The organism is Pseudomonas sp. FFPRI_1, from assembly GCF_055384485.1.
In genome coordinates this window covers 4298291-4323490 of record NZ_AP029168.1, presented here as the reverse complement: position 1 = coordinate 4323490, position 25200 = coordinate 4298291, and the positions used below count along the sequence as shown (strand labels likewise).

20 protein-coding genes are annotated in these 25200 nt (G+C 66.8%); 9 read left to right on the top strand and 11 right to left on the bottom strand.

Going from position 1 to position 25200, the window contains the following annotated elements:
- The first annotated feature begins 17 nt into the window (after nt 1–17).
- The 4 genes from ACZ5BO_RS19130 (at nt 18) to ACZ5BO_RS19115 (ending at nt 3586) form a co-directional block, all read left to right on the top strand.
- Nucleotides 18–515: a YbjN domain-containing protein gene (locus tag ACZ5BO_RS19130; protein ID WP_464696122.1), complete on the top strand. Its 498-nt coding sequence runs from the start codon at nt 18–20 to the stop codon at nt 513–515.
- A complete protein-coding gene (locus tag ACZ5BO_RS19125; protein WP_464696120.1) occupies nt 512–1468 on the top strand; it encodes a peptidylprolyl isomerase in 957 nt (318 codons plus the stop codon). The genes ACZ5BO_RS19130 and ACZ5BO_RS19125 overlap by 4 nt, the downstream gene beginning before the upstream one ends.
- Nucleotides 1469–1812: 344 nt before the next feature.
- Nucleotides 1813–2790 (top strand): LysR substrate-binding domain-containing protein, encoded by a 978-nt coding sequence (locus ACZ5BO_RS19120; RefSeq protein ID WP_464696118.1) that lies wholly within the window; start codon nt 1813–1815, stop codon nt 2788–2790.
- 277 nt (nt 2791–3067) lie between these two features.
- On the top strand, nt 3068–3586 hold the full coding sequence (locus ACZ5BO_RS19115; protein ID WP_464696116.1) for a GNAT family N-acetyltransferase: 519 nt from the start codon (nt 3068–3070) through the stop codon (nt 3584–3586).
- Nucleotides 3587–3717: 131 nt separating this feature from the next.
- Here the strand turns inward: ACZ5BO_RS19115 and ACZ5BO_RS19110 are convergent, their stop codons facing one another.
- Entirely contained in the window at nt 3718–4452 is a 735-nt protein-coding gene (locus ACZ5BO_RS19110) for an aspartate/glutamate racemase family protein (RefSeq protein ID WP_464696114.1), read from the bottom strand.
- A gap of 78 nt (nt 4453–4530) precedes the next feature.
- On the opposite strand from ACZ5BO_RS19110, the gene ACZ5BO_RS19105 reads away from it, so the two are divergent.
- Entirely contained in the window at nt 4531–5319 is a 789-nt protein-coding gene (locus ACZ5BO_RS19105) for a helix-turn-helix domain-containing protein (RefSeq protein ID WP_464696112.1), read from the top strand.
- Between the two features lie 183 nt (nt 5320–5502).
- Nucleotides 5503–5994 carry a hypothetical protein gene (locus ACZ5BO_RS19100; protein WP_025127520.1) on the top strand — a complete coding sequence of 164 codons (492 nt, stop codon included), beginning with the start codon at nt 5503–5505 and terminating at the stop codon, nt 5992–5994.
- A gap of 92 nt (nt 5995–6086) precedes the next feature.
- On the opposite strand, the gene ACZ5BO_RS19095 is transcribed toward ACZ5BO_RS19100, so the two are convergent.
- Nucleotides 6087–6305: a hypothetical protein gene (locus ACZ5BO_RS19095; RefSeq protein WP_029978206.1), complete on the bottom strand. Its 219-nt coding sequence runs from the start codon at nt 6303–6305 to the stop codon at nt 6087–6089.
- Between the two features lie 59 nt (nt 6306–6364).
- A complete protein-coding gene (gene ccoN, locus ACZ5BO_RS19090; protein ID WP_025127518.1) occupies nt 6365–7792 on the bottom strand; it encodes a cytochrome-c oxidase, cbb3-type subunit I in 1428 nt (475 codons plus the stop codon).
- 267 nt (nt 7793–8059) lie between these two features.
- On the opposite strand from ccoN, the gene ACZ5BO_RS19085 reads away from it, so the two are divergent.
- Together ACZ5BO_RS19085 and ACZ5BO_RS19080 are read left to right on the top strand one after the other, a co-directional pair.
- Nucleotides 8060–9733 (top strand): nitrite/sulfite reductase, encoded by a 1674-nt coding sequence (locus ACZ5BO_RS19085; RefSeq protein ID WP_025127517.1) that lies wholly within the window; start codon nt 8060–8062, stop codon nt 9731–9733.
- Nucleotides 9730–10224 carry a DUF934 domain-containing protein gene (locus tag ACZ5BO_RS19080; RefSeq protein ID WP_025127516.1) on the top strand — a complete coding sequence of 165 codons (495 nt, stop codon included), beginning with the start codon at nt 9730–9732 and terminating at the stop codon, nt 10222–10224. Before ACZ5BO_RS19085 ends, ACZ5BO_RS19080 begins: the two co-directional genes overlap by 4 nt.
- Nucleotides 10225–10364: 140 nt before the next feature.
- On the opposite strand, the gene ACZ5BO_RS19075 is transcribed toward ACZ5BO_RS19080, so the two are convergent.
- Nucleotides 10365–12722: a tetratricopeptide repeat protein gene (locus tag ACZ5BO_RS19075; protein WP_464696108.1), complete on the bottom strand. Its 2358-nt coding sequence runs from the start codon at nt 12720–12722 to the stop codon at nt 10365–10367.
- Nucleotides 12723–12935: 213 nt separating this feature from the next.
- Here ACZ5BO_RS19075 and ACZ5BO_RS19070 point away from each other — a divergent pair, with 213 nt between their 5' ends.
- Nucleotides 12936–13607: a DUF3313 domain-containing protein gene (locus ACZ5BO_RS19070; protein WP_464696106.1), complete on the top strand. Its 672-nt coding sequence runs from the start codon at nt 12936–12938 to the stop codon at nt 13605–13607.
- A 51-nt stretch (nt 13608–13658) separates the two neighbouring features.
- Here the strand turns inward: ACZ5BO_RS19070 and ACZ5BO_RS19065 are convergent, their stop codons facing one another.
- The 7 genes from ACZ5BO_RS19065 to ACZ5BO_RS19035 form a co-directional block, all read right to left on the bottom strand.
- Nucleotides 13659–14636 carry a DUF3829 domain-containing protein gene (locus tag ACZ5BO_RS19065; RefSeq protein WP_464696104.1) on the bottom strand — a complete coding sequence of 326 codons (978 nt, stop codon included), beginning with the start codon at nt 14634–14636 and terminating at the stop codon, nt 13659–13661.
- The gene (locus ACZ5BO_RS19060; RefSeq protein ID WP_464696102.1) at nt 14633–16270 is read right to left on the bottom strand and encodes a molecular chaperone DnaJ; all 1638 of its coding nucleotides are present in this window, start codon (nt 16268–16270) and stop codon (nt 14633–14635) included. Before ACZ5BO_RS19060 ends, ACZ5BO_RS19065 begins: the two co-directional genes overlap by 4 nt.
- Before the next feature lie 125 nt (nt 16271–16395).
- Nucleotides 16396–18903 carry a spermidine synthase gene (locus tag ACZ5BO_RS19055; protein ID WP_464696101.1) on the bottom strand — a complete coding sequence of 836 codons (2508 nt, stop codon included), beginning with the start codon at nt 18901–18903 and terminating at the stop codon, nt 16396–16398.
- Nucleotides 18904–19585: 682 nt separating this feature from the next.
- Nucleotides 19586–21172: an arylsulfatase gene (locus tag ACZ5BO_RS19050; RefSeq protein ID WP_464696099.1), complete on the bottom strand. Its 1587-nt coding sequence runs from the start codon at nt 21170–21172 to the stop codon at nt 19586–19588.
- An 88-nt stretch (nt 21173–21260) separates the two neighbouring features.
- Nucleotides 21261–22286, bottom strand: a complete 1026-nt coding sequence (locus tag ACZ5BO_RS19045; protein WP_464696098.1) for an HAD family hydrolase — start codon at nt 22284–22286, stop codon at nt 21261–21263.
- Nucleotides 22283–23611, bottom strand: a complete 1329-nt coding sequence (locus ACZ5BO_RS19040) for a BatD family protein (RefSeq protein ID WP_464696097.1) — start codon at nt 23609–23611, stop codon at nt 22283–22285. Before ACZ5BO_RS19040 ends, ACZ5BO_RS19045 begins: the two co-directional genes overlap by 4 nt.
- Entirely contained in the window at nt 23608–25200 is a 1593-nt protein-coding gene (locus tag ACZ5BO_RS19035; RefSeq protein ID WP_464696096.1) for a VWA domain-containing protein, read from the bottom strand. The genes ACZ5BO_RS19040 and ACZ5BO_RS19035 overlap by 4 nt, the downstream gene beginning before the upstream one ends.

Genomic DNA, 25200 nt, shown 5'->3' with positions numbered 1-25200 from the left:
ACAGGGAAGAATCAGCCATGACTCAAGGCACTCTGATCAACAGCGTTTCCATCGACAGCCTCACCGACCTGCTGCAAGGCGCTGGCTACCGGGTCAACCAGACCGAGCAGAACGGCATCGTGCAACTGCTCAGTGCCAGCCAGGGCATCGGCTACGCGGTGCGCTTCGGCAACCCGGCGGCGCAGTCGGGCCATTACGTGGATTTCACCTTCAGTTGCGCGTTGCGGGTCCAGGGTGAACTGCCGGCGGGCCTGGCGGAGCTGTGGAACGCCTCGCGGCGTTTTGCCCGGCTGTCGCTGCAGGGCGAGTTCCTGGTCATGGAAATGGACGTGGTAGTGGCCGGTGTCGGTGAAACCCACCTGCGGGGCAACCTGGAACTGTGGGACCGCCTGCTCCAGGAGTTCATCGTCTACTTGCGCGAATACAGCCAGCAGGCCGCCCAACTGCAAGCCCAGGCCCAGGCCGAACCGGCGACGCCCGAGGCCCAGCTGCGCGAGGAGGCAACCAGCCTGTGAAGAAGCCAACCCTGGTAATAGGTGCCGGGGCCCTGGCCTTGCTCGGGCTGGCGGTGGGCTTGAGCCTGCGCCCGGGCAACGAGCCGGTGGCGGCCCAGCAGCCGGCCACGGCAGCGCTGCAGCAGAGCGCGGCCAGTGGCCCGGCGGTGGCGCGCCTGGGCAACCAGCAAGTGGCGGCCGAAGAGCTCAAGAGCCTGTTCGCCGGCTTGCCCGAGGTGTCCCGCGAGGAGTTGCGGGGCAATCGCCCGGCCCTGGAGGCGTGGATCCGTTCACGCCTGGCACAAAAGGCCGTGCTGGAGCAGGCCGATGCCCAGGGCTGGCGCCAGCGCCCCGAGGTGGAGCTGCAGACCCGTGCCGTCACCGAGCAGATCGTCTTTCGCGACTACCTGCAATCGGTCAGCCAGGTGCCGGCGGACTACCCCAGCGCCACGGAACTGCAACAGGCCTATGACAGCGGCAAATCGGCGTGGCTGACCCCGCCGCTGTACCGGGTCAGCCAGATTTTCCTCGGGGTCGGTGACCCGCAAGCCCTGGAGTCGGTGCGCAAGCAGGCCCAGGAGTTGAGCCGCAAGGCCCAGGCCGCGCCGGGAGAGTTCGCCGCCCTGGCGACGCAATACTCCCAGGACCCCGACAGCGCCAAGCGCGGCGGCGATTCCGGCTTGCAGCCTTTGCAGCAACTGGTACCGGAGGTGCGCAACGCGGTGGCGCGGTTGAAGGTTGGCGCGGTCTCGGACGTGGTGCAGAGCGCGGCGGGTTTCCACGTGCTCAAGCTCACCGAACAGCAACCTGCACGGACTGCCAGCCTGGACGAACTGCGTGATCGCCTGACCCAGGCCCTGCGCGCCCAGCGCCAGGAACAGATCGCCAAGGCCTACCTGGAAGGCATGCTCAACACCGCGACCCTGAGCATCGACGGTGCCGTGCTCAACCAAGTGCTGGAGGAAAAGCTCTAGGACTGCTGGCGAACTCACGGCCCCCTTCGCCGGCAAGCCGGCTCCTACGGGCGCAACACGCAGCACCGACAACCGTAGGAGCTGGCTTGCCAGCGAAGGCGATCTCACAGCCCCCTTCGCCGGCAAGCCGGCTCCTACGGGGGCAACACGCAGCACCGACAACTGTAGGAGCTGGCTTGCCAGCGAAGGCGAACTCACGGCCCCCTTCGCCGGCAAGCCGGCTCCCACGGGGGCAACACACAGCACCGACAACTGTAGGAGCTGGCTTGCCAGCGAAGGCGATCTCACGGTCCCCTTCGCCCGCCCGCCAAGGAAGCAACATTCAACAAGACAGGGAGTCAACGATGTCATTTCTAGAGCCTGTTCCACTCCAGGGGGTTGCGCCCTATATCGCCCCCAGCGAACCCCGGGAAGCCTGGCTGGCCCTGGCAGCGGGGATCGACCCGGAGGTGGCGCAGTATTTTCTGGTGAGCGCCCGCTGCGGCTGCTTCATGCAGGCGGCCCGCAGCCTGAATATCAAGGCCACGCTGTTGCGCAAGCAACTGGCGCTGCTGGAAGAGCATTTGCGCCGTTCACTGTTCTGTTATCAGGGGAATGCCTTGAGCCTGAGTCGCGAAGGCCTGCAGTTGCAGGCGCAGTTGATCGCCCTGGCCCACCAGCGGCGGCTGCCGGTGATCGAGCAGCCGCTGATCCGCTTGGCGGTGGCCGAAAGCATCCTTCATGACATTCTCGGGCGCGACCTGATCGCCTTGCTGCGGCGCAACGCCAGTGCGCGCCTGGAGATCATCGCCATCGACAGCGACTTGTCACTGCAGGCCCTGAGTGCCGACCTGGTGCTGTGGCTGGCAGCCGAGGATTCACCCTTGCCAGGCCCCAGCTTCGCCACCCGCGAACCCCAGCCCCTGGCCCGCATCGACTACCTGCCGCACATTGCCAAGCGCTATTCGCGGGTGGCGGTGCGCCCGGACAGCCTCGACGACCTGGCGGACTACATGCTGGTGCAGTGGCAGCACGATCGCCAGGTGGAGCATTTCCGGCCCTGGAACAGCCTGGTGGAGCAGCGCCTGGCCGGGGTGGTGCACGTGCATTCCTACGAACTGATGCTGGAGATGATCCGCTGCAGCGCCTGCATCGGCCTGCTGCCCAGCTATATCAGCAGCTACGATCGCGGCCTGATCGCCTTGCCCGGGCTGTTCAACGAAGGCATGCAGCGCCGGGCCTGGCTGGCGATCAATGCCCAGGTGCAGCACGAAACCCAAGTGCAGCAACTGGCGGACCTGATCCTCAACACCTTCAGCGAGCGCCAGGAGTGGTTTGCCTGAACTGGCTCGCCCGCTCGCCCGGACATTCACCCCAGCGCCCACGAGCGGGCAGCCACCGCGACTCCGTGTAGGAGCCGGCTTGCCGGCGAAAGGGCCCGCAAGCCCGGCGCTGCCTTCGAAAACGCCTTCGCTGGCAAGCGGAGCGCCGCCCGGCCAGCTCCTGCGGGGAGGGCTGCGCGGCGATTCCTTGCCGGCGGACGAGCTCCATGCCCCTCGTCATCCAGAGGCGCATGCACGTACACTCGATGGCCACTTCGACTTCAAGGATGACCTCGCCATGCCCAACGCCCATCCCACCATCGTCATCGAGCGGTGCAACGAAGCCCATATCGACGGTCTGACGGTGCTGTACAGCGAACCCAGCGTGGCGGCCCAGACCCTGCAGATGCCTTATCAGTCGCGCGAGCTGTGGCGCCAGCGCCTGGCCCAGCGGGCGGACAATGAGCGCCTGGTGTCCCTGGTGGCCGTGCACCAGGGCACGGTGATCGGCAGTTGCAGCCTTGAGCAGTTTTCCCGGGTGCGCCGGTCCCATTGCGCAGGCATCGGCATGGGCGTGGCGTCGGCCTGGCAGCGCCAGGGCATCGGCAGCCGCCTGCTGGCCGCGGTGCTGGAGGTGGCGGATAACTGGATGAACCTGCGCCGGGTCGAACTGACGGTCTATGCCGACAACCTGCCCGCCATCGGCCTGTACCAGAAGTTCGGTTTCGAAACCGAAGGCCAACTGCGCGATTACGCCATTCGCGATGGCCGTTACCTCGACGTACTGAGCATGGCGCGCTTGCGCACCATGCCCTGACGAGGCCGGCGTCGACTTTGCCGCTGAGTGGGTCGCCTTGCTGTTCCGGCAGCCGGTGGCGCTCGACCGCAGCGCCGCCTTGCCCCGGGACTCCGTGAGGCCCGGGCCCGGATGGGCAGTCGCTGGCGTTTTCAGGGGGCGGTCAATGGCTGGTCGCGCCCCGGCTCTTTGGCTTCATCCGTGAGGGCGAAAGCCACTGCCGCCCGGGCGTGCAGCTCGGTGGTGTCGAGCAGGGGCAGGGGGCTGTGCTCGGGCTTGAGCAGCAGGCCGATCTCCGTGCAGCCGAGGATCACCGCCTGGGCGCCACGGGCCTGCAGGGACTCGATCACCCGCTGGTACACCTGGCGCGATTGCGCACTGATGATGCCCACGCACAGCTCTTCGTAGATGATCCGGTGCACCGCCTGGCGCTCCTGTTCATCGGGCACCAGCACCTGCAGGCCCTGCTGCTCCAGGCGTCCCTTGAGGAAATCCTGCTCCATGGTGAAGGCGGTGCCCAGCAGGCCCACACTCAGGGTGCCGGCCTCCAGCGCCGCTTGTGCGGTGGGATCGGCGATGTGCAGGAACGGCAGGCTGGTTGCGGCCTGAATCTGGCCGGCCAGCTTGTGCATGGTGTTGGTGCAGAGCACCAGGCAATCGGCGCCGCCGGCCGCCAGGCGCCGGGCGGCGTCTACCAGGATCGCTGCCGCCAGGTCCCAGCGTCCGGCATGCTGGGCCTGTTCGACAGGCCCGAAGTCGACGCTGTACATTAGCAACCGCGCCGAGCGCAGCGGTCCCAGTCGATCACGGACCTGCTGATTGATCAGGCGATAGTATTCGGCGCTGGATTCCCAGCTCATGCCGCCGATCAGGCCGATGGTACGCATGGGCAACTCCTCTGTGGTGCGGTTGGGTAAGCCTCAGTTTCACGCCGCCCCGGGTGGCGATCTATCAGGAAATTTCACATGCCCCAGGTGCTCGAACATCGCCTGCTGGACGGCCGCCTGCTGCTGCAACTGCTGCCGGCCGCGGCCTACAGCGCCCGCGATCCGGCCCAGTGGCAGACCCTGGGCGTGACCCTGGAACGTCAGCGCGGGGTGCATGCCATCGACTCCGACCGCCGCGAGGATTTCGACACCTGGCCCGGCACCCTGGCCCTGACGCCCGCAGGCATTGAAGTGTTTTCCGAATCCGCCATGGGTGGCGAGTACCTGCTGTTGCGCTGGCAGGGCGCGGCGCCGCTGGTTCCTGGCCAGCGCCGGATGCAGAGCCCGGGGCATGCCCGCGCCCTGGCCCTGGGGCGCGAAGCCCGGCGCCTGCTGCTGGCGCCCGAGGCCGATGAGCTGGCCCTGGAGCAATGCGCGCTGGCGTTTCTGGGGCTGGCCCAGCCCGGTCGGGCAACGCCGGCCCCGGCGCCGGATCTGGGGCAGGTGCTGCAACAGATGGCCGATGAATACGCCCGGCCCCTGTCACTGGCGCAACTGGCCCTGACCTACGGCCACAACGAACTGCGCCTGCTGCGCGACTTTCGTCGTGCTGTAGGCATCACGCCCCATGCCTGGATCACCGAGGTGCGTCTGCAAGCGGCCCGGCGTCTGCTGGAGCACACCGACCTGCCCCTGGCGGCGATTGCCCAGGACTGTGGTTTTGCCCATCAGTCCCACCTGGGCAGCGCCTTGCGCCAGGCCACTGGCCTGACGCCGCGTCAGTACCGGCTGCAGTTTCAGCGCCGAGCGGCGGATACCGCGCCGTAGCTTTTGCCTGGTAATGCTCCGCCGCTGATCGCCGCCAGCGTCCCGCAGGATCATCATCGCTGGTCGCAGCTACAGGGATCGGCGAGCCGGCGGGCAAACAACTCAACGCCCGACACCGGCATCTGCCATGCTCAGGGCCGGCGACCTGCTGTTCTCAAAGGTCGAAGCCAGGGACACAGCGCAATGGACGATATCCAGCAACTGGGCGAGATGCTGCGCCACTACGCGGCCAGTGAAGCCCACAAGAAGCAGCTGTTCGACAGCCAGTCGGTGGTCTGGGCGCGTCGCATTCATCAATTGTTCGGGCAGATCGAAGACTGGCTGGCGCCGGTATTGCTGCCGGACCTGCTGGCGTTGCAGCGCGAGCCTTATGTGGCCTTCAGCCCCGCGGTGCCGCTGGAGGTCTCGACCTTCAAGAGCGAGAAGCTGACCATCCACATCGCCGGCAAACCGGTGGAGTTCGTGCCGGATGTGATGGGCCCCCAAGGGCAGATTTCCCTGGCGGTGATCGGCCTGACTGCGGCGCGCCTGGGCAGCGTGTCCCTGGTAGGCGAGGCGTCGGGCGACTGGCAATGGCGCAAGACCAACGGCCTGAAGGACCCTGACGTCTTTGCCTTTGACGGCAATTTCCTCGCCGCTCAGTTGCAGAGCCTGATCCCCCGCGAGCGCGCCTGACCGCCACCTACTGCAGGAGCTGGCTGGCCAGCGAAGGCGCTCGCCGGCCATGTGCAGGTCTTGCGGGCCTCTTCGCCGGCAAGCCGGGGGGGCTACATGTCGAGGTTGATCCAGCCCGGCTTGGCTTCCTCCGGGGCCACGGCGTTGATCTTCTTGCCGGTGGCCAGTTCGACCCGGCGCGCCACGTCCGGATCATCGGCGAAAGGAATCAGGCTGGCCTCGTCCAGGCTCTTGGCGCTCTGGTGGCGCAGGCAGTACTCGATGCAGAGGTAGAGGAACGCCACCCCCAGCAGGTTGAAGAGAATGTCCATCAGCATTTGGCTTCCTGAAATGCCGGCGCCGGTCGCGATGACCGGCGTGGCAAGAGTGGTCAGGCGATCTGGGCGTCGTTCAGGGCGAGTTTTTCATCGGCCACGCGGACGGTGCGCCAGGTGTTGTAGGCCATCAGCAGCATGCCGCTGAGGAAGAACACGCCACCGGCGAAGCGCACGATAAAGCCCGGATGACTGGCCACCAGCGCCTCGACAAAGGAGTAGGTGAGGGTGCCGTCCTCGTTGACCGCGCGCCACATCAGGCCCTGGGTGATGCCGTTGACCCACATCGAGGCGATGTACAGCACGGTGCCGATGGTCGCCAGCCAGAAGTGCAGGTTGATCAGCGGCACGCTGTACATCTGCTCGCGGCCGAAGACCTTGGGCACCATGTGGTAGATGGCGCCGAAGGTGATCATCGCCACCCAGCCCAGGGCCCCGGCATGCACGTGGCCGATGGTCCAGTCGGTGTAGTGGGACAGGGCGTTGACGGTCTTGATCGCCATCATCGGGCCTTCGAAGGTCGACATGCCGTAGAACGCCAGGGACAGCACCAGAAAGCGCAGGATCGGGTCGGTGCGCAGCTTATGCCAGGCGCCCGACAGGGTCATCATGCCGTTGATCATGCCGCCCCAGCTCGGGGCCAGGAGGATCAGCGACATGGCCATGCCCAGGGACTGGGCCCAGTCCGGCAGGGCGGTGTAGTGCAGGTGGTGGGGGCCGGCCCAGATGTACAGGGTGATCAGCGCCCAGAAGTGCACGATGGACAGGCGATAGGAGTACACCGGGCGCCCTACTTGCTTGGGCACGAAGTAATACATCATTCCCAGGAAGCCGGTGGTCAGGAAGAAGCCCACGGCGTTGTGGCCGTACCACCACTGGACCATGGCGTCAGTGGCGCCGGAGTACACCGGGTAGGACTTGAACCAGTCCACCGGGATCGACAGGTGGTTGACCACGTGGAGCATGGCGATCACCAGGATGAAGGCGCCGAAGAACCAGTTGCCGACGTAGATGTGCTGACACTTGCGCCGCACCACGGTGGTGAAGAACACGATGGCGTAGGCCACCCAGACCACCGCCATCCACACCGCGCCGGCAAATTCGATCTCGGCGTATTCCTTGGTGGTGGTGTAGCCCAGGGGCAGGGTGACCAGCATGATCACGATCACCGATTGCCAGCCCCAGAAAGTGAAGGCGGCGAGGCTGTCGGAGTACAGCCGCACCTGGCAGGTGCGCTGTACCGCGTAGTAGCTGGCGGCGAACTGGGCGCTGCCGGCGAAGCCGAAGATCACCAGGCTGGTGTGCAGGGGCCGCAGGCGGCCGAAGCTGGTCCAGGGCAGGTCGAGGTTCATTTCCGGCCACACCAGTTGCGAGGCGATCCACACCCCCATGGCCATGCCGATCACGCCCCATACCACTGTTGCGACGACGAATTGGCGAACCACCTTGTAGTTGTAGGCCTGTCCGATTGTTGCTGAGTTCATGGTCAATGCTTCCACGGTTGCAAAGTCTTGCCAGGCCACCCGGTCTGGCACGGGGTGCACTGTAGGAATCAGCGGGGAAACAAAACAGGCTCAGAAAAACCACATTAATACGGATCAGATTTTCCTCATGTTCACGGTGTCGTGGCGCTGGCTGATATGGTTTTTTAGTTTTTACCTGAATCTGTAACGTTCTGCGCCGTACGCGCATAGTCGCCTCCTCACACCACGCGCCGTTTAGAGCACGATCAGCTTCGATGAGGTAGGGACATGTATCAGTACGACGACTATGACCGGGCCCTGGTCTTTGAGCGGGTGGCGCAGTTTCGCGACCAGGTCGAGCGCTTCATGGGCGGCCAACTGAGCGAGGAGGAGTTTCTGCCCCTGCGCCTGCAGAACGGCCTGTATATGCAGAAGCACGCCTACATGCTGCGGGTGGCGATTCCCTACGGCACCCTCAGCGCCCGGCAGATGCGCACCCTGGCCAGCATCGCCCGGGACTTCGACCGCGGCTACGGCCACTTCACCACCCGGCAGAACCTGCAGTTCAACTGGATCGAGCTGGCCCAGGTGCCGGACATCCTGCAGCGCCTGGCCGAAGTGGAGATGCACGCCATCCAGACTTCCGGCAACTGTGTGCGCAACATCACCACCGAAGCCTTTGCCGGCGTGGCCGGCGATGAATACCTGGACCCGCGCCCCCTGGCGGAGATCCTGCGCCAGTGGTCCACCATCAACCCGGAATTCCTGTTCCTGCCGCGCAAGTTCAAGATCGCCATCTGCTCGGCCAAGCAAGACCGCGCGGCGATCATGATGCACGACATCGGCCTCTATCTTTACCGCGCCCGCAGCGGCGAGATGCTCCTGCGGGTGATAGTCGGCGGCGGCCTGGGGCGCACGCCGATCCTCGGCCTGCAGATCCGCGACGGGCTGCCCTGGCAGCACTTGCTGTCCTATGTCGAAGCGGTGTTGCGGGTCTACAACCGCTACGGCCGGCGCGACAACAAGTACAAGGCGCGGATCAAGATCCTGGTCAAGGCCCTGGGCATCGAGGCCTTCGCCAGGGAAGTGGAGGAGGAGTGGCAGCACCTCAGGGACGGCCCGGCGCAACTCACCGAGGACGAATACCAGCGGGTGGCCAGCGCCTTTGTGCCGCCGATCTACGAGCGCCTGGCGGACACCGACCTGGAGTACGGCAGCCACCTGGCCGAGTCCCCGGCCTTCGCCCGCTGGGTGGCGCGCAACGTGCACCCGCACAAGGTGCCGGGCTACACCTGCGTGGTGCTGTCGACCAAACCGGGCCCGGCTTCGCCACCGGGGGACGTCACCGGCCAGCAGATGGACGCGGTGGCCGAATGGTCCGAGGACTACGGCTTTGGCGAGATCCGCATTGCCCACGAACAGAACATCGTCCTGCCGGATGTACCCAAGTCGCGCCTGTTCGAGCTGTGGCAGCGGGCCTGCGAGCACGGCCTGGGCACCGCCAACGCCGGGTTGCTGACCGATATCATCGCCTGCCCGGGCGGTGACTTCTGCGCCTTGGCCAACGCCCGCTCGATCCCCATTACCCTGGCCATCCAGCAGCGCTTCGACGACCTGGACTACCTCCACGACCTGGGGGACATCAGCCTGAACATTTCCGGCTGCATGAACGCCTGTGGCCACCACCACATCGGCAATATCGGCATCCTCGGCGTCGACAAGAACGGCAGCGAGTGGTTCCAGGTCACCCTGGGCGGGGCCAAGGGCCGTGACAGCGCCCTGGGCAAGGTGATCGGCCCGTCCTTCAGCGCCGAGGAAATCCCCGAGGTGATCGAACGCATCATCGCCACCTTCGTACGCTACCGGGAAAGCGACGAACCCTTCGTCGAGACCCTGCAGCGCATCGGCCTGGAGCCGTTCAAGGAGCGGGTCTACCCCAAGGCCCTGGAGGCGCTGGCATGAACAACCTGCTGCGTTTGCACGAAGGCGAGGCCCAACTGGTGGAAGACGATGCCTGGAGCCTGGTGCGCGGGGTCGACGACGCCTTGCCAGGCGGGCCGCTGATTCTGCCCCTGGCCCTGTGGCTGATGCGCCGCATCGAGCACCACCCGGCCCGGGACGGGGTGTGGATCGGCCCGGACGACGAGGTGGAAAGCCTCAAGCCCTGGCTCAAGCTGATCCCGCTGATCGCCGTGGACTTCCCGAGCTTTCGCGATGGCCGTGGCTACAGCCAGGCCTACCTGCTGCGCACTCGCCTGGGCTGGATGGGCGAACTGCGAGCGATTGGCGATGTACTGCGTGACCAGTTGAGCCATATGCGCCAATGCGGTTTCGACAGTTTTGCCGTGCGTGAAGACAAGTGCGCGCTGGACGCACTCAAAGGGTTGGCAGGGATGAGCGTGCTGTATGGGCGCTCGGTGATCGAGCCGCGGCCGCTGTTCCGTCGGCGCTGAGGCTGGCGGCCAACCGCTCAAGTTAATGTAATTTCTAGAATAAATAATCGTTTAAAAACAATGCATTAAAGCTGATATTTAATCTTGTTTGTTGGTTTTGGTAGGGGGCTCGGGTAACCGAGCCCTCCTTGCCAGCCCACCTATTGCAGCGCCGGGTCCCCGGGGTTGAGCTGTTTCCATTGCTGCATCAGTGCCTGGGCCTTGGGTTCCTGGCCGCTCTCCAGGTAGTACTGGATCAGGCTCAGGCGCGCGTTGCGCTGGGTTGGCAGGTGCTGCAACAGGGTTTCCAGTTGACGGTTGGCAGCGTCCTCCTGGCCACTGTCATGCAGGGCCACCGCCAGCACATAGGCGTACTGGCCATTCTGCGGTTCCAGCTCGGCAGCCTCTTTCAGGGCGGCCATGGCCTGGGCAGTGTCTCCACGGCGAATCAGGCTCAGGCCCTGGGTGTGCTGCAACAGCGCCGACCCCGGGTGTTGTTGCAGGGCCTGGGCCAGCAGTTGCTGCGCCTCCTGGCTGCGGCCGTTGGCTTCCAGCCACTGGCCGAGGGTCACCAGGGCCGGGAAGAAGTCGCTGTCGCGGCGCAGGGCTGCGCGCAGGTAGGGTTCGACCTCGGCGCCGCGACCGCTGGCCTGGTAGAGCATGGCCAGGTTGAGGTTGGCTTCGGCCCGCTCCACGAGGCTCAACTGCACCGCTTCATATTCGCCAAGGGCCTTGTCCCAGGCCCCTTGAGCCGGGCCCAGGCCATTGCGTGCGGCGCCCAGCAGATCGCGAGCCGCGGCGATCCGCACGGCCTTGACCGGGTCTTGCAGCAGGGGCACCAGCAGCGGGCCGCGTTCGGCCGGCGGCACCAGGGCGCTGGTGGCTCGCACTGCGCTTTCGCGCACCTGGGGCTGTGCATGCCCGAGGGCCTGGGTGGCCAGTTGCAGTGCCTGGGCGCTGGGATAGTTGGCCAGTTCGGCCAGCAGGGTGGCCCGCTGGATCGCTGGCAGATCGCTGCGCTGCAGTTGCTCCTGCAGCGCCTGGGCCGCCCCTGGCCGGCCGCCGCGGATCAGCCACAGGCTGTCGTCGTAGCGCGGTGGCTGGGGTGGGCTGTTGGCGGTCCATAGCTGGAACTGCCGGCTGATGCGTTCGCCGGCCTGTGGCCCCTGGTGGCAGCTCAGGCAGGCATCGGCGGTGCCAAGCTTCTGCGCCCGCAGCGGATTGGGCAGGCTGAAGCTGTGGTCATGGCGATAGTCATTGCCCATGTAGACCTTGCCCGGCATATGGCAGTCCACGCATTGCGCACCGGGCTGGCCCGGGGTGTGCCGGTGATGCTCGGGGGCATCGTAATTCTTGGCCTGCAACCCGCGTCCGTCGATGCCGGCTGCCGTGCCCTTGCCGGCGGGGTTGTGGCATTGCAGGCATACGGCGTTGCCCGGGGCCTTGAGCTGGGTGCTGTGGGGGTTGTGGCAATTGCTGCAGCGCACCCCCTTGTCGAACATCTTGCTCTGGGCGAAGGAGCCGTACTCGAACACCTCGTCCTTGATCTTGCCGTCCAGGGCGTACAGCTCCCGGGTCAGGGCGCTGGGCAGGTAGTCATCCATCAAGCGCTGGCCGACGTGGTAGCCGTCGCCCAGGGGCGCGCGTCGGGCGTGGCAGCGGGCGCAGGTCTCGATCTCCTGGGTGGCGCTTGCGGCCTTGAGGTCCACGGCGAAGCCGGCGTTGGCCAGGGTGGCGTTGCTGGCCGTGGCCTGCAGATGGTTGGAGGCCGGGCCGTGGCAGGCCTGGCAGCCAACGCCGAGGCTGTTCCAGCGGCTGTCGAAGCGCTCCTGGCTGGCGCTGAAATTGCGCTGGTAGCCGGTGGTGTGACATTCCACACACATGAAGTTGGCATTCTGGCTGGGCTTGCTCCAGTGCAGCGGGTTCTTGAAATTAACGCCCTGGCCCGGATACAGGTGGAACCACTGCTGCTTGCGGCTATCCCAGGCCACGCCCAGGGCTTGCAGGCGCCCCTGGCCGACCTCGATCAGGTATTGCTGCAAGGGTTCGATGCCGAAGGTGTAGGCCACCTTGAAGTCCGCGGGCCTGCCGTCGGCGCCGGGGGTGTTGACCCAGAACTCGGCCCCGCGGCGAAACAACCGGGTGCTTTCGCCTGCGGCCTTGAAACGCTGTTCATTGAAATTGCCCAGCACCGTCTGCGGGTTGGCCTCCTGCATCGCCAGTTGATGGTGCGAGCCTTGCCAGTCCCTGGCCTGGGCCTGGTGGCAGCCCTGGCAGGCCTGTTCATCGACGTAGTGGGCGGCCGGCAGCGCCGGCACCGCCTTGGGCTGCGCGGGGGGCGGGGCCGCAGCCACCGGCGGCGCCGCCAGGCGGGGCGGTTCGGCCAGCAGGAACCAGCCGAGCCCGCCGAGCACCAGCAGCAACAGCAGGGCGCCGAAGGGGAACAGGTAGCGGTGGGGCGAAGCTGCAGTGGAATCAGGGGGTGTTGGGCGTGGGTTATTCTTCTTCGGCTTGGGCATTACGACGTCCGTATCCAGAATGCGCTGCCTTGATCGGCTCTCTCAGGCTCGATGGAGCTTTGACGGCAGCTACCGGTCTGTCAAATCCGGGCTGTGAATCAGCCCGCAAGCCGTGACAAACAACCCGCGCCGGCGGGGCAAAGCGCCGGCTTTTGGCTATACCTTAATTTCCCCCTAGCCAGTCCCTGGCTGCTGCACCTACAGGAGTTACACATGAAGCTTGCTCTGACCCTCAGCACGCTGTGCCTCGCCACCCTCGGGATGGTGGGCTGTTCCAGCAAAGTGCCCCAGCCTGACGAGTACTCCGGGTTTCTCAGCGACTACAGCCAGCTCAAGGAAGCCAAGTCGCCGTCCGGGGTGGAGGTGATGCGCTGGATCGATCCCAAGCTCAAGCTGAGCAACTACAGCAGCGTGTACATCGAACCGACCCAGTTCTATCCGCAACCGCAGCCGACGGCGAAGATCCCCCAGAGCACCCTGACCGCCATCACCCGCTATTACGACCAGGCACTGCAGCGCGAGGTGAGCAAATCCCTGCCGCTGGCCACCGGCCCGGGCCCGGGGGTGATCGTGGTGCGCGCGGCGATTACCGCCGTCACCAGCAAGACCGAGGGCCTGAAGCCTTATGAAATCATTCCCGTGGCCCTGGTGGCGGCGGCGGTGAGCACCGCCAGTGGCATCCGCGACCAGGAAACCACCCTGGCCACCGAGGCGGCGTTCCTGGATGGCAGCACCCACGCGGTGATTGCCGAAGTGGTCCGCAAAGGCACCGGCAAGCCCCTGGAGAACGATACCCAGGTGATGCAGGCCAGCGACGTGAAGAACGTGATCGACGGCTGGGCTTCGGACATGCACCAGTCCTACCTGCAACTGAAGAAAAAATGACCGACCGTTGACGGCCGCGGCACCTGAAAGGGCCGTGGCCGTCGTTGCGCTTCAGTACTGTTTACGGGCCAGCTTGTTGTAGTGGTAGAGCATCTGGTCGTAGCCCTGGGTGACCGCGTGGTAATCGTCGCTCAGGCGTTGCGGCTCGGCGTGCGCCCGCCAGTCGCGGTGCAGGGTGTCCAGGGCCTTGAGGTACTGTTCGCCGGGCTGGGCGATCAGTTGCCAGAGGTACAGCACCTGCTCGGTGTTCTTGTCCGTCGGGTCGATCTTGAGAAACGGCTGACGGGCGTCCCAGGCGTAGCGCAACTGGCGGGTGACTTCTTCCAGCTCGTCCGGGGTCAGGCTCTGCTGGCGTACGCCTTGTTCGAGAAATTCCACGGTGCTGCGGGCCTGGATCATGTACTCCAGCAGCGCCCAGTGGGCAGTGCGCCCCAAGCGCTGTTCCAGGCGCAGCAACTGTTCGCTGCGCGGCTCGATATCCAGGGCCGGGAGCAACTGGCGCACGGCATTGGAAGCTTCCAGGTAAGCCTCGCTCTGTTGCGCCAGCTGGCGGGCAAATTCATCCAGTTGCGCCTCGTCCAGGGGCCGGCCAAAGCCCCGGCGCTGCATGTAGGCATCCTTGGTCAGGGCGGCGAAGGGGCCGAGCACTTGCAGATAGTCTTCGGTGGCGGCGAGCAGGGGGCTGTCCGGGGCCAGGGACTGCAGTTTTTCGGTGATGTGGCGGGTGCAGACGAAGCGCTGCAGCGCGTCGATGTCCTGACCGCCATTGGGGCTCAGGTCGAAGGCGCCGGTCGCCTTGGCCCGGGGTGCGCCCTCGGCCAGGAAGGCCTCATGGGCCATGCGCCAGGGCACGTCCAGCTGGTTCATGCAGTTGATGATCGGCGCCAGTGCATTGGCCTGGGCGGTGGCCGGGCTGTCCAGGCGGTCCAGCCACAGGTCGAGGTGCACCAGGGGCTTGCTGGCCCCGGCCAGGCCGACCAGCGTCAGCCCCAGACCCAGGCCGATGGGCAGCAACCAGTCGGGCTTCATGGCGTGCCCTCCTGGCCGTACCACTGGCGGGCGCTGGCCGGGGCCGCGCAACCCTCGGCATTGGCGGGCATGCGCGCGCACAGGCGTTCGCTCCATTGCTGCAGGCCCTGGTTGGGCTTGAGCGTGCGCTGGCTGGTGAACAGCTGGAGGCTGCCCAGGCCTGCCACTAGCACCATGCAGCCCAGGCCGATCAACAGCCGTCGGCGCCAGGGCGCGGCTTTTTCCCAGGAAGCCGGGGCCTTGAGTTCGCGGCGCCGCAGGATCGCCACCCCCAGCAGCACGGCCAGGTAAGTGGCAGCGCTGAGCGGGCCGCAGAAGTACCCCAGGGCACTGCTGAGCAGCAGGGCCGGCAGCAGGTCGCGCAGGATCAGCACCTCGCGGTCCGGGTCGAGCCAGCGCGGCAGGCGTGCGCCGAGTGCCTGGTCGCGCACCCAGAGGCGCTGAGCCAGAGGCTGCCAGAGCCACCCCAGCAGGGCCCCGGCGCCGGCAAAACAGGTGCTCCAGAACAGCGTCACGCCGATGATTTCACCCAGGCTGGCGGCTTGCGGCGCATAGCGGGCCACAGCCCCCAGCAGGCAGGCGAGGACCATGCCCAGGTACATGGGCCAGGTGTTGAAGGCGAACTCCCAGTCGCGCCAGAAGAACGGCGTGCCGCCGGGCATGCCGGCCGATACCTCGGGGTGATTGGCGTGCAGCCGCGAGCTCAGTTGGCGGCAGCAGGCCCAGTCATCGGGGCGCAGGCGCCGGGCAAAATTGCGCCGACGGGTAAAACTGATGGGCGCCAGCAGCAGGTAGGCGGCGCGCTGTTGCGGGCTGGCCGGCGCCTGCGTGGCCAGGGCCTGCTGCTGGGCAATGAATACCGGTGCTTCGTCACGGGTTTTCAGGCGCGCCCATTCCAGCGCCGGGCAGGAGTTGTCCTCACCGTTGTGCCAGCCCTGACCAGCACACACCGCGGCGAACCCCGGGCTGGACCAGTAGGGGCTGTTGAGCAGCAACTGCACCAGTTGCAGGTTGAACCATTGGCCCTGGTCCAGGCTGTTCAGCCAGGGCTGCTGCTGGCGTCGCGCGTAGGCCTGGAGCAGGGCCTGGTCGTCGCGTTGGGCCAGGGCGTCCTGCAGGGGCTGCAAGAGCTTTTCCTGGCACTGTTCCAACAAGGCTTCGGTCAGGTACTCCGGCAGTTCCAGGCGCTGCCAGGCGCTGAGCCAGTGGAACGTGACAAAGGCCCAGGCCAGCAGCTGTTGCGACTGTTCCGGGCGTTCCACGCAGTGGCGCAACAGGCCCAGCTCGAACTCCAGCAGGCAGTCGCTCTCGATTGCCTGCTGATAGCGCAGGTCCAGTTGCTCGATGCGGATGCCCTCCAGCAAGGGGGCGACTCGCTGCGCCGGCGACAACGGCTTTGGGCCGTGCGGCGCCTGCACGGCCAGCGGCACCGGGGCTTCGTCCGGGTGTGGATCCTGCTCCTGCATGCCCAGCCAGCGGGCTTGCTCCAGCGCCGATTCATAGGCTTCGCGCAGGCGCTGGAACGCCACCGGGTCTTGATCCGGGCGGGTCTGCTTGAGCAGCCTGGCGTAGTGGCGTTTGATGGTGCGGGTATCGGTCGTGGCCGGCAGGCCGAGCAGGGTCCAGCAACTCATTGGGCGGTACGACTCCATGAAAGACCGCCGCGCCCGGGCACAGGCGCGCTGAAACCGCGCACCCTACCGGTTTCCTGAAAAAAAGTCCCAGGCCGCATGCCGCGGCCCGGGATGGGCGCTTCAGCTCACTGGCCGACGAACCAGCGGTAGTAGGGGTTGCCGCCATCGACCTGGAGCAGCTCGCGGATCTCCCGGGCCCAGGCTTCGCGGTCGCCATCATAGGCGTGCAGGCTGGCGCGGTAGAACTGCATCAGGTTGCGGCTTTCCTGGTTCATCCGCTGGCGAAACTCGGGGCTGACATTCACCAGCACCGGTGGATGGCGCAGGTTCAGCAGCTCCGGCAGAACCCGGATGATCTCCCGTGGGCGCACCCAGGGTGCGTACTCGATGTGCGGCCGGTCATCGGTGACCGCCGGGGCATCGCCGGCAAAGCGCTGCAGGCCATCGCGGTCGCTGACCCAGGTGGCCAGCAGCGCCTGGGCGGAATCGACCCCGACTTCCCCCAGGGCGCTGCGCACGCTGTCCTGGGCAAAGCGCCGCTCGATCCTGGCCGCGTCCAGCTCGATGGGGTCCAGGGAACCCACCAGCAGCATCTCGTGGAACTCGCTGGTCCACAGGGTGGCGTAGGGGAAGACCTCGAGGAAGCTCTGCACCAGGGCGCGGGAGTCTTCGCTGTTCTGGGTCGGCAGGGGCAGCCATTGGGCCACCAGGCCTTGAGTGTTGAGACGCCGCGCGGCCAGTTGGTAGAAGTCCCGGGAGTACAGGTTGACCACCCCGGCAGCGGAGGGCGGCGGCGGTTCCAGGGTGATCAGGTCATAGTTCTGCGGGCTGCGCAGCAGTTCCTGGCGCCCGTCCTGCAGGCGGATCTGTATGCCCGGATCGCTGGCGGCATTGAAGTTGCCCTGGAACAGCGGCGCGGCTTGCAGTACCGCCGGCAGCAATTCCGCCACCACCCGTTGTTCCAGCCCCGGGTAGCGCAGCAAGGCCCCGGCGGTGATCCCGGTGCCGAAGCCGATCACCAGCGCCGAGCGCGGTTCGCCGTTGTGGATCAGCAGCGGCAGCAGGGCCTGGATGCGCATGTAGCGCAGTGATGGCATGGCATCGCCGGTGTTCGACACGCCCTGGATATACAGGCGATGGAAGCGCCGCTCGGGCTGGCCCTGGGTCACCACCGCCACCGTGGCGCCGCGGCCTTCCTGGTAGAAACTCAGTTCGGCGTGGCGGGCCCCGGGCAACAGTTGCGCCAGGCGCTGGGGCGGGGTCAGCAGGGCCACGGCCAGGGACAGCAGCCCCAGGGCAACCACCCCCTGGCGCCGGCCCTTGCGTACCCCGGGGCCCTGGCGCACGGCAAGCAGGCCCACCAGCGCTGCGATCAGCGCCAGCAGCCCCAGGGTGCGCACCAGCCCCAGCCAGGGGATCAGCACAAAGCCGCACAGGGCCACGCCAATGATCCCGCCCAGGGTGTTGCAGGCCAGCACGGCGCCAACGTCGCGGCCCACTGCGCGGCCGTCACAGCACAGGCGCAGGGCCAGGGGGAAGGCCGCCCCCAGCAGCAGGGTGGGCAGGAACACGATGCACAGCGCGGCCACGGCAAAGCGCCCGCTCATGCCCAGCAGCGGGCTGCCCCCCAGGCTGAGGATGAGGGCTTCGACCTGGGTCTGGGCGAGGATCAGCCAGCGCCCCAGCAGCGCCATCTCCAGCAGGGCCAGGAGCCCGGCACCGGCAATCAGCAGGCCGAACAGGCCCCAGGGGTCACGCACCCGGTCGGCCCGCGAAGCCATCAGGCTGCTGCCCAGGAACAGCCCGCCCAGGTAGGTGGCCAGGACTACGGCAAAGGCGTAGGTGCGGGTGCTCATGAACGGCACGATGGACTGCGACCAGACCACCTCGTAGCCCAGGGCCACGCCGCCGGCGATGCTGTACAGCAGCAGGGCCAGTCGTGCCGGCGGCGGGTTGCGGACCAGCTTTGCCGGCGCGCTGGCGGGCAGGGCCTGCGGTTGTCGCAGGGCCAGGGCACCGAGGGCCGCCAGCAGGTTCAGGAGTGCTGCGGCCAGGGCGCTGCCGCGCACGCCGAGGGTGGCAATCAGCACAAAGGCGCTGAGCAGGGTGCCGGCAATTGCCCCGGCGGTGTTGGCCGCGTACAGCCTGCCAGCGGCGCGGCCCAGTTGCCTCGGGTCGGCCGCCAGGGCCCGCACCAGCACCGGCAGGGTGCCGCCCATCAGCACCGCCGGGGCGCCCACCAGCAGCAGCGGCAGGCCCCAGGCCAGCAGGCCCAGGTGCAGGGCCAATTCAGCGAAGGGCGCGGCGGCGCCGGCCAGGGCCAGGGTCGCACCCACGGCCGTCAGCGCCACCAGCAACTCCAGCAGCGCGTACAGGCGCCAGGGGTTGCCCACCCGGTCGGCCAGGCGGCCGAACAGCCAGCCGCCCAGGGCCAGCCCGGCGAAGAAGGCGCTGATACCGGTGGTGATGGCATAGACCTCGACCCCCACCACCAGGGACAGTTGCTTGATCCACAGCACCTGGAAGATCAGCGCCGCGGTGCCGGAGACAAATAACAGCAGTGCCGGAAACCACTGCGCGCGGGTGTCGAGGCTGTGGCTGGCAAGGTGTGGCCGCGAGAGGGGAGAACTCATGTTCCATGGCCTTATGCAGAAATCGAAATGCCCTACGGATTGGCAGGTGCCGGAGTCTCGGCGAATGCGGACTCAAGCGTAGTACAAGACTGGCGGACGTCTTCGTCGGCAAGCCGACTCCTACAGGGAACATGCGTGCCCGTCCGTAGGAGCTGGCTTGCCAGTGAAGGTGTTGTCGAGGATGGCGCAGGGCTTGCGGGCCTCTTCGTCGGCAAGCCGACTCCTACAGGGAGTATGCGTACCCGCCCGTAGGAGCTGGCTTGCCAGCGAAGGCGTTGTCGAGGATGGCGCAGGGCTTGCGGACGTCTTCGTCGGCAAGCCGACTCCTACAGGGAACATGCGTGCCCGCCCGTAGGAACTGGCTTGCCAGCGAAGGCGTTGTCGAGGATGGCGCAGGGCTTGCGGGCCTCTTCGTCGGCAAGCCGACTCCTACAGGGAATATGCGTACCCGTCCGTAGGTGCTGGCTTGCCAGCGAAGGCGTTGTCGAGGATGGCGCAGGGCTTGCGGGCCTCTTCGTCGGCAAGCCGACTCCTACAGGGAATATGCGTGCCCGTCCGTAGGCGCTGGCTTGCCAGCGAAGGCGTTGTCGAGGATGGCGCAGGGCTTGCGGGCCTCTTCGTTGGCAAGCCGACGCCTGCTGTGTGGGGGGAGAGGCCGCCCGGTGGGACGGGCGGCGTCGGGTCATTGGGCCGGTTGAGCCTTCATTTTCTCGGCGATCTTGGCATCCACCGCAGCGCGGATCTGATCGATGCTGAAGCTCGCCGGTTTCTGGCTCGGTGGGTATTCGATGAAGGTCTCGAGGAACTTCGCCGACTTGGTCACCGCTACCCCGGCCAGGTAGACGTTCTTGGTGTTCCAGTCATAGAACTGGTCGGAGACCACGTCCGCCCGCTCGTAGGGGTCCATCCGCAAGTTGAGGATCTTCGGCACCCGCAGGCATACGAACGGCTCGCTCCAGACCCGGAACCCTCCCGGCTGGCGCTGCTCGCAGAACACCACTTTCCAGTTGTCGAAGCGCATCGACACCAGCACCCCGTCATCGTTGAAGTAGTAGAACTCGTGGCGTTCCCCCTTGGGCTGCTGGCCGGTCAGGTAGGGCAACTGGTTGAAGCCGTCCAGGTGCACCTTGAAGCTGGCGCCACCGGTGCTGGGGGCCCAGCCCTTGAGTAGCTTGTCCTTGACCCCGTTGTCGCCGGCCGCCGCCAGCAGGGTGGGGAACCAGTCGAGCCCCGAGAACATCTCGTTGGAGACTTCCCCGGCCTTGACCTTGCCCGGCCAGCGAACCATCGCCGGCACCCGGTAGGCGCCTTCCCAGTTGGAGTTCTTCTCGTTGCGGAACGGCGTGGTCGCCGCATCTGGCCAGGAGAACTGGTTGGGTCCGTTGTCGGTGGTGTAGACGACGATGGTGTTGTCGGCGATTTTCAGGTCGTCGAGGGTCTTGAGCAGTTTGCCCACATCGTTGTCGTGCTCGACCATGCCGTCGGCGTATTCGTTGCCGGGCATGCCGCTCTGGCCCGCCATGGACTCGCGCACATGGGTGAACACGTGCATGCGCGTGGTGTTCATCCAGACGAAGAACGGCTTGTCGGCCTTGGCCTGCTTCTCGATGAAGGCCTGGGCGGCGGCGGTGGTTTCGTCGTCGATGGTCTCCATGCGTTTCTTGGTCAGGGCGCCGGTGTCTTCGATCTTGCCGTCGGCAAAACTGTGGATCACCCCGCGTGGCGAGTTGGCCTTGACGAAGTCCGGGTCGTCCTTGGGCCAGTAGGGGCGCTCGGGCTCCTCTTCGGCGTTGAGGTGGTAGAGGTTGCCGAAGAACTCGTCGAACCCGTGGGCGGTGGGCAGGTACTCATCCCGGTCGCCGAGGTGGTTCTTGCCGAACTGGCCGGTGGCGTAGCCCTGGGACTTCAGCGCCTGGGCGATGGTGATGTCGCGTTTTTGCAGGCCCACCGGGGCCCCGGGGATGCCCACCTTGGACAGCCCGGTGCGCAGCGGCGTCTGCCCGGTAATAAAGGAAGAACGCCCGGCGGTGCAGCTGTTCTCCGCGTAGTAGTCGGTGAACAGCATGCCTTCCTTGGCGATGCGGTCGATGTTCGGCGTCTTGTAGCCGACCACGCCCATGGAATAGGCGCTGATATTGGTCTGGCCGATATCGTCGCCGAAGATCACCAGGATATTGGGTTTCTCTGCCGCCCCGGCAGTTGCCGAGAACGCCATCACCGCGGTCGCCACCAGGGCGGCCTTGGGTAGCCACTTGCGTATGCACGTCATCTGACTTGCTCCTTTTCGGGTTCGCTCGCCTGGGGCGAGCCACGTTGAGTGCTGTCCTGCCTTACGTCTGTTGTTAGTGCTCCTGTGGTCATTGCGCTTGCTCGGGTGCCAGGGGCTCGAAGGGGTAGATCCGCCGCCATTCGGCGGCCATGTCCACCAGGGTCCAGCCGTGCTGCTGTGCTTGATCCAGGGCCTGGTCCAGGCGCCCGACCTGGGACTTGCGGTCGTAGGCCCACTCGCGCGCTGCGTCGGTGTGGTGCACCAGCCCCATGAAACGCTTGCCACTGCCGGCGGCGGTCCACTGCAGCATCTGCAGGTCGCCGTCGGAGTTGCCGAAGGCCAGCAGCGGGCGCCGGCCGATGATCCCGTCGATGCTTTCCGGCTTGCCCGGGCCGTCGTCGTTGTGGGCCAGCTTGGCGGTGCGCAGGATCGACGGCTGGCCGTCCTGGAACTGCCACTGGGTGACGAAGTTGCTGCCGATCACCTGTTCCGGCGGGATGCCGTAGGCGCTTTCGGCGAAGGCGCGCATGAAGGCGGTGTCGCCACCGGAGACGATGTAGGTCTTGAAATCCTGGCTGCGCAGGTAGTCGAGCATCTCCAGCATGGGCTGGTAGATCATCTGGTTGAACGGCCGCCCGGTCTTCGGGTGGCGGGCTTCGGCCAGCCAGCGCCGGGCATTGTCGATAAAGGCCTCGCTGCTGATGCCGGTATGGGTGGCGCCAATGATCTGCAGCAGGCCCTGCATGCCGCTGGCGGCCAGGGCCTGGTGATCGCCTTCGAGTACCGCCTGGAACGGCTGGCGGGTCTTCCACTCGGGGTGCTGGGGCGCCAGGCGCTTGATTTCGTCGAAGGCGAACAGCACCTCGAAATAGGCCGGCTGCTCGCTCCACAGGGTGCCGTCGTTGTCGAACACGGCAATGCGCTCGGCGGGTTTCACGTAGTCCGGGCCGCCCTGGGTGGTCACCGCCTGGACGAAGGCGAGAATGTGCCGCTTGCTCGGGCCGTCCTTCCACGAGGGCAAGGGGTCGCTGTTGGCCAGGGCCAGCAGCGGGGCGGCCAGCAACAGCAGCAGGAGAGGCAGGTGGCGCAGGCGCCAGGGGGCTGGAAGTGTCATGGGAAATCCTTCTCGTGACCGGGGTTGAGGGGGCGCAGGCCGTGGCCTTGTGGAGGGGCGTGCGGCGTGCCTTCGGCGTGCAGCGCCGGCAGCGCCTGGCGCAGTTGCTCCAGGGCCGCAGCGGTGTCGGGCGCAGGGCCATAGCAGGCCTGCAGCAGGGCGCGCAGGCGCGGGCCCAGGCGGGCCAGATCGAGGCGGCCGCTGCTGCGCCGGTACCACAGGTACAGGGCACTCAGTTGCGGCGGCTGCTGCTTGAGCTGGCCCGGCAGCTGTTCCCAGGCCCAGGCGGCAGAGCGCTGCCAGGCGGCCTGGCGTGCGGCCCGCCAGTGTTGCCAGGCCTGCTGCCCGCGTTGCCACCAGGGGCGGCCCAGGTACAGCGCCAAAACGCTCAGCGCCAGCAGCAGGGCCAGGCCGACCAGGTATTGGGAAATGCGCCAGGGGTTTTGCCGGCCCAGGGCCTTGAGATCGTCGCTGATGGAAAACACCGGCTGATAGCGGCTGGCGGCCGTGGCCTCGAAACTCAAGGCCGGCACCTCGCTGACCTGGGCCCGATGCGTCCGGCTGTTCCACCATTTGATCCGCAGCGCCGGCAGTTGGTAGTGCCCGGGGCGCTGGATCCTGTAACTCAGGCGATCGATGCGCTGGCCACCGCTGATATGCCCGCGACCGTCATCCAGGTTGCTGATGCGCGGGGTCACCGGGTAGGCCTCCAGGCCGGCCACGGCGGCCGTTTGCGGCGGCGGCAGGGACAACCCCGGTGGGCCGTCGGCCTGCAGGGTCAGTTCGCGGACCAGGGTGTCGCCCACCGCCGCTGGCGTCGTGGACCAGTGCAGGGCCTGGGTCAGGCGCAGATCATCGGCCACCAGCACCGCTTCCCCCGGAGCGAAGCCCGGCGGCTGGCTGGCGCTGAAGGCCAGGGGCGGGGTCTGCGCCGACTGCTCGGCGCTGGCCTGGGCCGGGGTGGCGCGCACCACCAGGGGCGGAATCTGGAACGAACGCGCCTGTTGCGGGGTGATCCGGTAGCGGTAGCGCATGCCGAAGAACGGCTGCCCGTCGAGGGTCTGGTTCAAGTGCTCGGCTTCGCCGTCGGGTGCCAGCACCAGGGCCCCGGGCAGTTGCAGCTGCGGCAGGGTCGCGGCCTGGGTGAACCAGGTATTGGTCAGCACATCGACCTGCAACTGCAGGGTCTGTCCGACCATCACCGAGGTATCGGGCTGCAACTGGGCCTGCACCCGCAACTGCGGCTCGGCCGCCAGCGCCTGCCAGCCCCAGAGCAGCAGCCCAAGCGCCACTGCCCACAGACCTCTCAACGCTATCGGGTTCATGGCGTCACCTGCGGCGGGGTGTTGTCGAGGTCCTGCAGGCTGAACTTCTGCCGCAGGAAGGCCGCCGGGGAGGTGTTGAGGTTCTGCAGCCAAAGCTCGTCGCTGGCGGCCTGCTGGGTCTCGACCTTCTTGCTCTGGCCCTGGCCCGCAGGCTTGTCGAACTTGATGGCATCGGGCTTGACCTCGGGGGCGTTCTGCTGCGCGCTCTCGGTGTCTTTTTTCAGCGCCTGGGCCAGGGCCAGGTTGGCGCGGGCTTCGGCAAACCGCGGCTGCAACTTCAGGGCTTGCTGATAGGCGGCGATGGCCTCGTCGAACCTGAAGCGCCGCACATGGATATTGCCCAGGTAGAAATACGCCGCGGCGCTGTCCAGGCGGGCGAAGCTGGCCAGGGCCAGGTCGAAGTCAGCGGCTTTATAAGCCGCGATGCCTTTCCAGCAGGGATCGGTGAACAGCGCTGCAGCGGCCGGGTAGTGGCCGTGTTCGAAGGCCCAGCGGCCTTGCTGGTCGGCGCTGAAGAAGGCATCGGCCAGGGCATTGGCCCGGGCCGTCGGCGCTTGCAGGCTCAGGCCCAGGCCCAGCAGCAGGGCACCCAGCCAGTTCAGGCTCCAGCCGCGGCGCACGCAGCAGAACGCCAACAGCAGCAGCGGCCAGCACAGCCAGTAGCCGGCGTCTTTCCATTGCAGTTGCCGGTCGGTGTCGTTGGCCGCGGTGAAATGCTGCTGGGCATGCAACTGCACCCAGTCCAGGTCGTCGTCATTCAGGGTCAGGCTGCCCAGGGGCGCGTCGCTGGCGGCGGCCAGTTGCTTGAGCGCGGCGCTGTCGAAACGCCCCAGTTGCGGGCGGCCGTCACTGTCGGTGAGCGGCTGGCCGTTGGCATCGCGGATGACCCCGCCGTCGCTGCTGCCGGCCGCCAGGATCAGTACCTGCAAGGGGCTGCCGGCCAGTTGCTGTTTGATCGCCGCCAATTGCGAGGTGTCGGCGCCGTCGCTGATCAACAGCAGGCTGCCCGGGCTGTGCTCGGCCTGGAGCAGGCGCTGGGCTTGCCGGATCACCCCCAGCACATCCTTGCCCGGGCGCTGGATCAGCTCGCTGCCCAGGGCCTGGATGAAGCTGTCGAGCAAGGCCGGGTCGTCGCTGGCCGGCAGCACCAGGTGCGCGCTGCCGGCGTAGGCGATCAGCCCGGTGCGGGCGCCACGGCGTTGCTGCACCAGCTGCTGCAGCTTGTGCTTGGCGGCCTCCAGGCGGCTGGGCGGCAGGTCGCTGGCGTTCATCGAGGCAGACAGGTCCAGGGCGATGATCAGCGGTGCGCGGTTCTGCAGGAAATCCGGGCGGTCCTGTTCCCAGGTCGGGCCGGCAGCGGCCAGGGCGCCGAGCACCAGCAGCGCGCTGAGCAGATGCACCGGCCGCAGGCGCTGGGAGTCCTGCGGGGTGACCAGCAGGTGCGTCAGCAGGTGGGGGGCAATGCTGCCCCGCAGGCGCGCCTGCAGGTCATGCCGGCGCTGCCAGAGCCAGGGCAGCAAGGCCCCGGGAATGATCAGCAGCAGCCACAGTGGGCGCAGGAGGTGCAGGTCGCTGAGGTTGATCTGCAT

Bases quoted from the DNA above. Each gene is read 5' to 3' on its own strand.
- ACZ5BO_RS19095 (WP_029978206.1), bottom strand. From the start codon at position 6,305: ATGGACATTCTCTTCAACCTGCTGGGGGTGGCGTTCCTCTACCTCTGC.
- ACZ5BO_RS19105 (WP_464696112.1), top strand. From the start codon at position 4,531: ATGCCCCAGGTGCTCGAACATCGCCTGCTGGACGGCCGCCTGCTGCTG.
- ACZ5BO_RS19055 (WP_464696101.1), bottom strand. From the start codon at position 18,903: ATGAGTTCTCCCCTCTCGCGGCCACACCTTGCCAGCCACAGCCTCGAC.
- ACZ5BO_RS19110 (WP_464696114.1), bottom strand. From the start codon at position 4,452: ATGCGTACCATCGGCCTGATCGGCGGCATGAGCTGGGAATCCAGCGCC.
- ACZ5BO_RS19040 (WP_464696097.1), bottom strand. From the start codon at position 23,611: ATGAACCCGATAGCGTTGAGAGGTCTGTGGGCAGTGGCGCTTGGGCTG.
- ACZ5BO_RS19085 (WP_025127517.1), top strand. From the start codon at position 8,060: ATGTATCAGTACGACGACTATGACCGGGCCCTGGTCTTTGAGCGGGTG.
- ACZ5BO_RS19130 (WP_464696122.1), top strand. From the start codon at position 18: ATGACTCAAGGCACTCTGATCAACAGCGTTTCCATCGACAGCCTCACC.
- ACZ5BO_RS19070 (WP_464696106.1), top strand. From the start codon at position 12,936: ATGAAGCTTGCTCTGACCCTCAGCACGCTGTGCCTCGCCACCCTCGGG.
- ACZ5BO_RS19035 (WP_464696096.1), bottom strand. From the start codon at position 25,200: ATGCAGATCAACCTCAGCGACCTGCACCTCCTGCGCCCACTGTGGCTG.
- ccoN (WP_025127518.1), bottom strand. From the start codon at position 7,792: ATGAACTCAGCAACAATCGGACAGGCCTACAACTACAAGGTGGTTCGC.
- ACZ5BO_RS19045 (WP_464696098.1), bottom strand. From the start codon at position 22,286: ATGACACTTCCAGCCCCCTGGCGCCTGCGCCACCTGCCTCTCCTGCTG.
- ACZ5BO_RS19120 (WP_464696118.1), top strand. From the start codon at position 1,813: ATGTCATTTCTAGAGCCTGTTCCACTCCAGGGGGTTGCGCCCTATATC.
- ACZ5BO_RS19060 (WP_464696102.1), bottom strand. From the start codon at position 16,270: ATGAGTTGCTGGACCCTGCTCGGCCTGCCGGCCACGACCGATACCCGC.
- ACZ5BO_RS19075 (WP_464696108.1), bottom strand. From the start codon at position 12,722: ATGCCCAAGCCGAAGAAGAATAACCCACGCCCAACACCCCCTGATTCC.
- ACZ5BO_RS19065 (WP_464696104.1), bottom strand. From the start codon at position 14,636: ATGAAGCCCGACTGGTTGCTGCCCATCGGCCTGGGTCTGGGGCTGACG.
- ACZ5BO_RS19050 (WP_464696099.1), bottom strand. From the start codon at position 21,172: ATGACGTGCATACGCAAGTGGCTACCCAAGGCCGCCCTGGTGGCGACC.
- ACZ5BO_RS19080 (WP_025127516.1), top strand. From the start codon at position 9,730: ATGAACAACCTGCTGCGTTTGCACGAAGGCGAGGCCCAACTGGTGGAA.
- ACZ5BO_RS19100 (WP_025127520.1), top strand. From the start codon at position 5,503: ATGGACGATATCCAGCAACTGGGCGAGATGCTGCGCCACTACGCGGCC.
- ACZ5BO_RS19115 (WP_464696116.1), top strand. From the start codon at position 3,068: ATGCCCAACGCCCATCCCACCATCGTCATCGAGCGGTGCAACGAAGCC.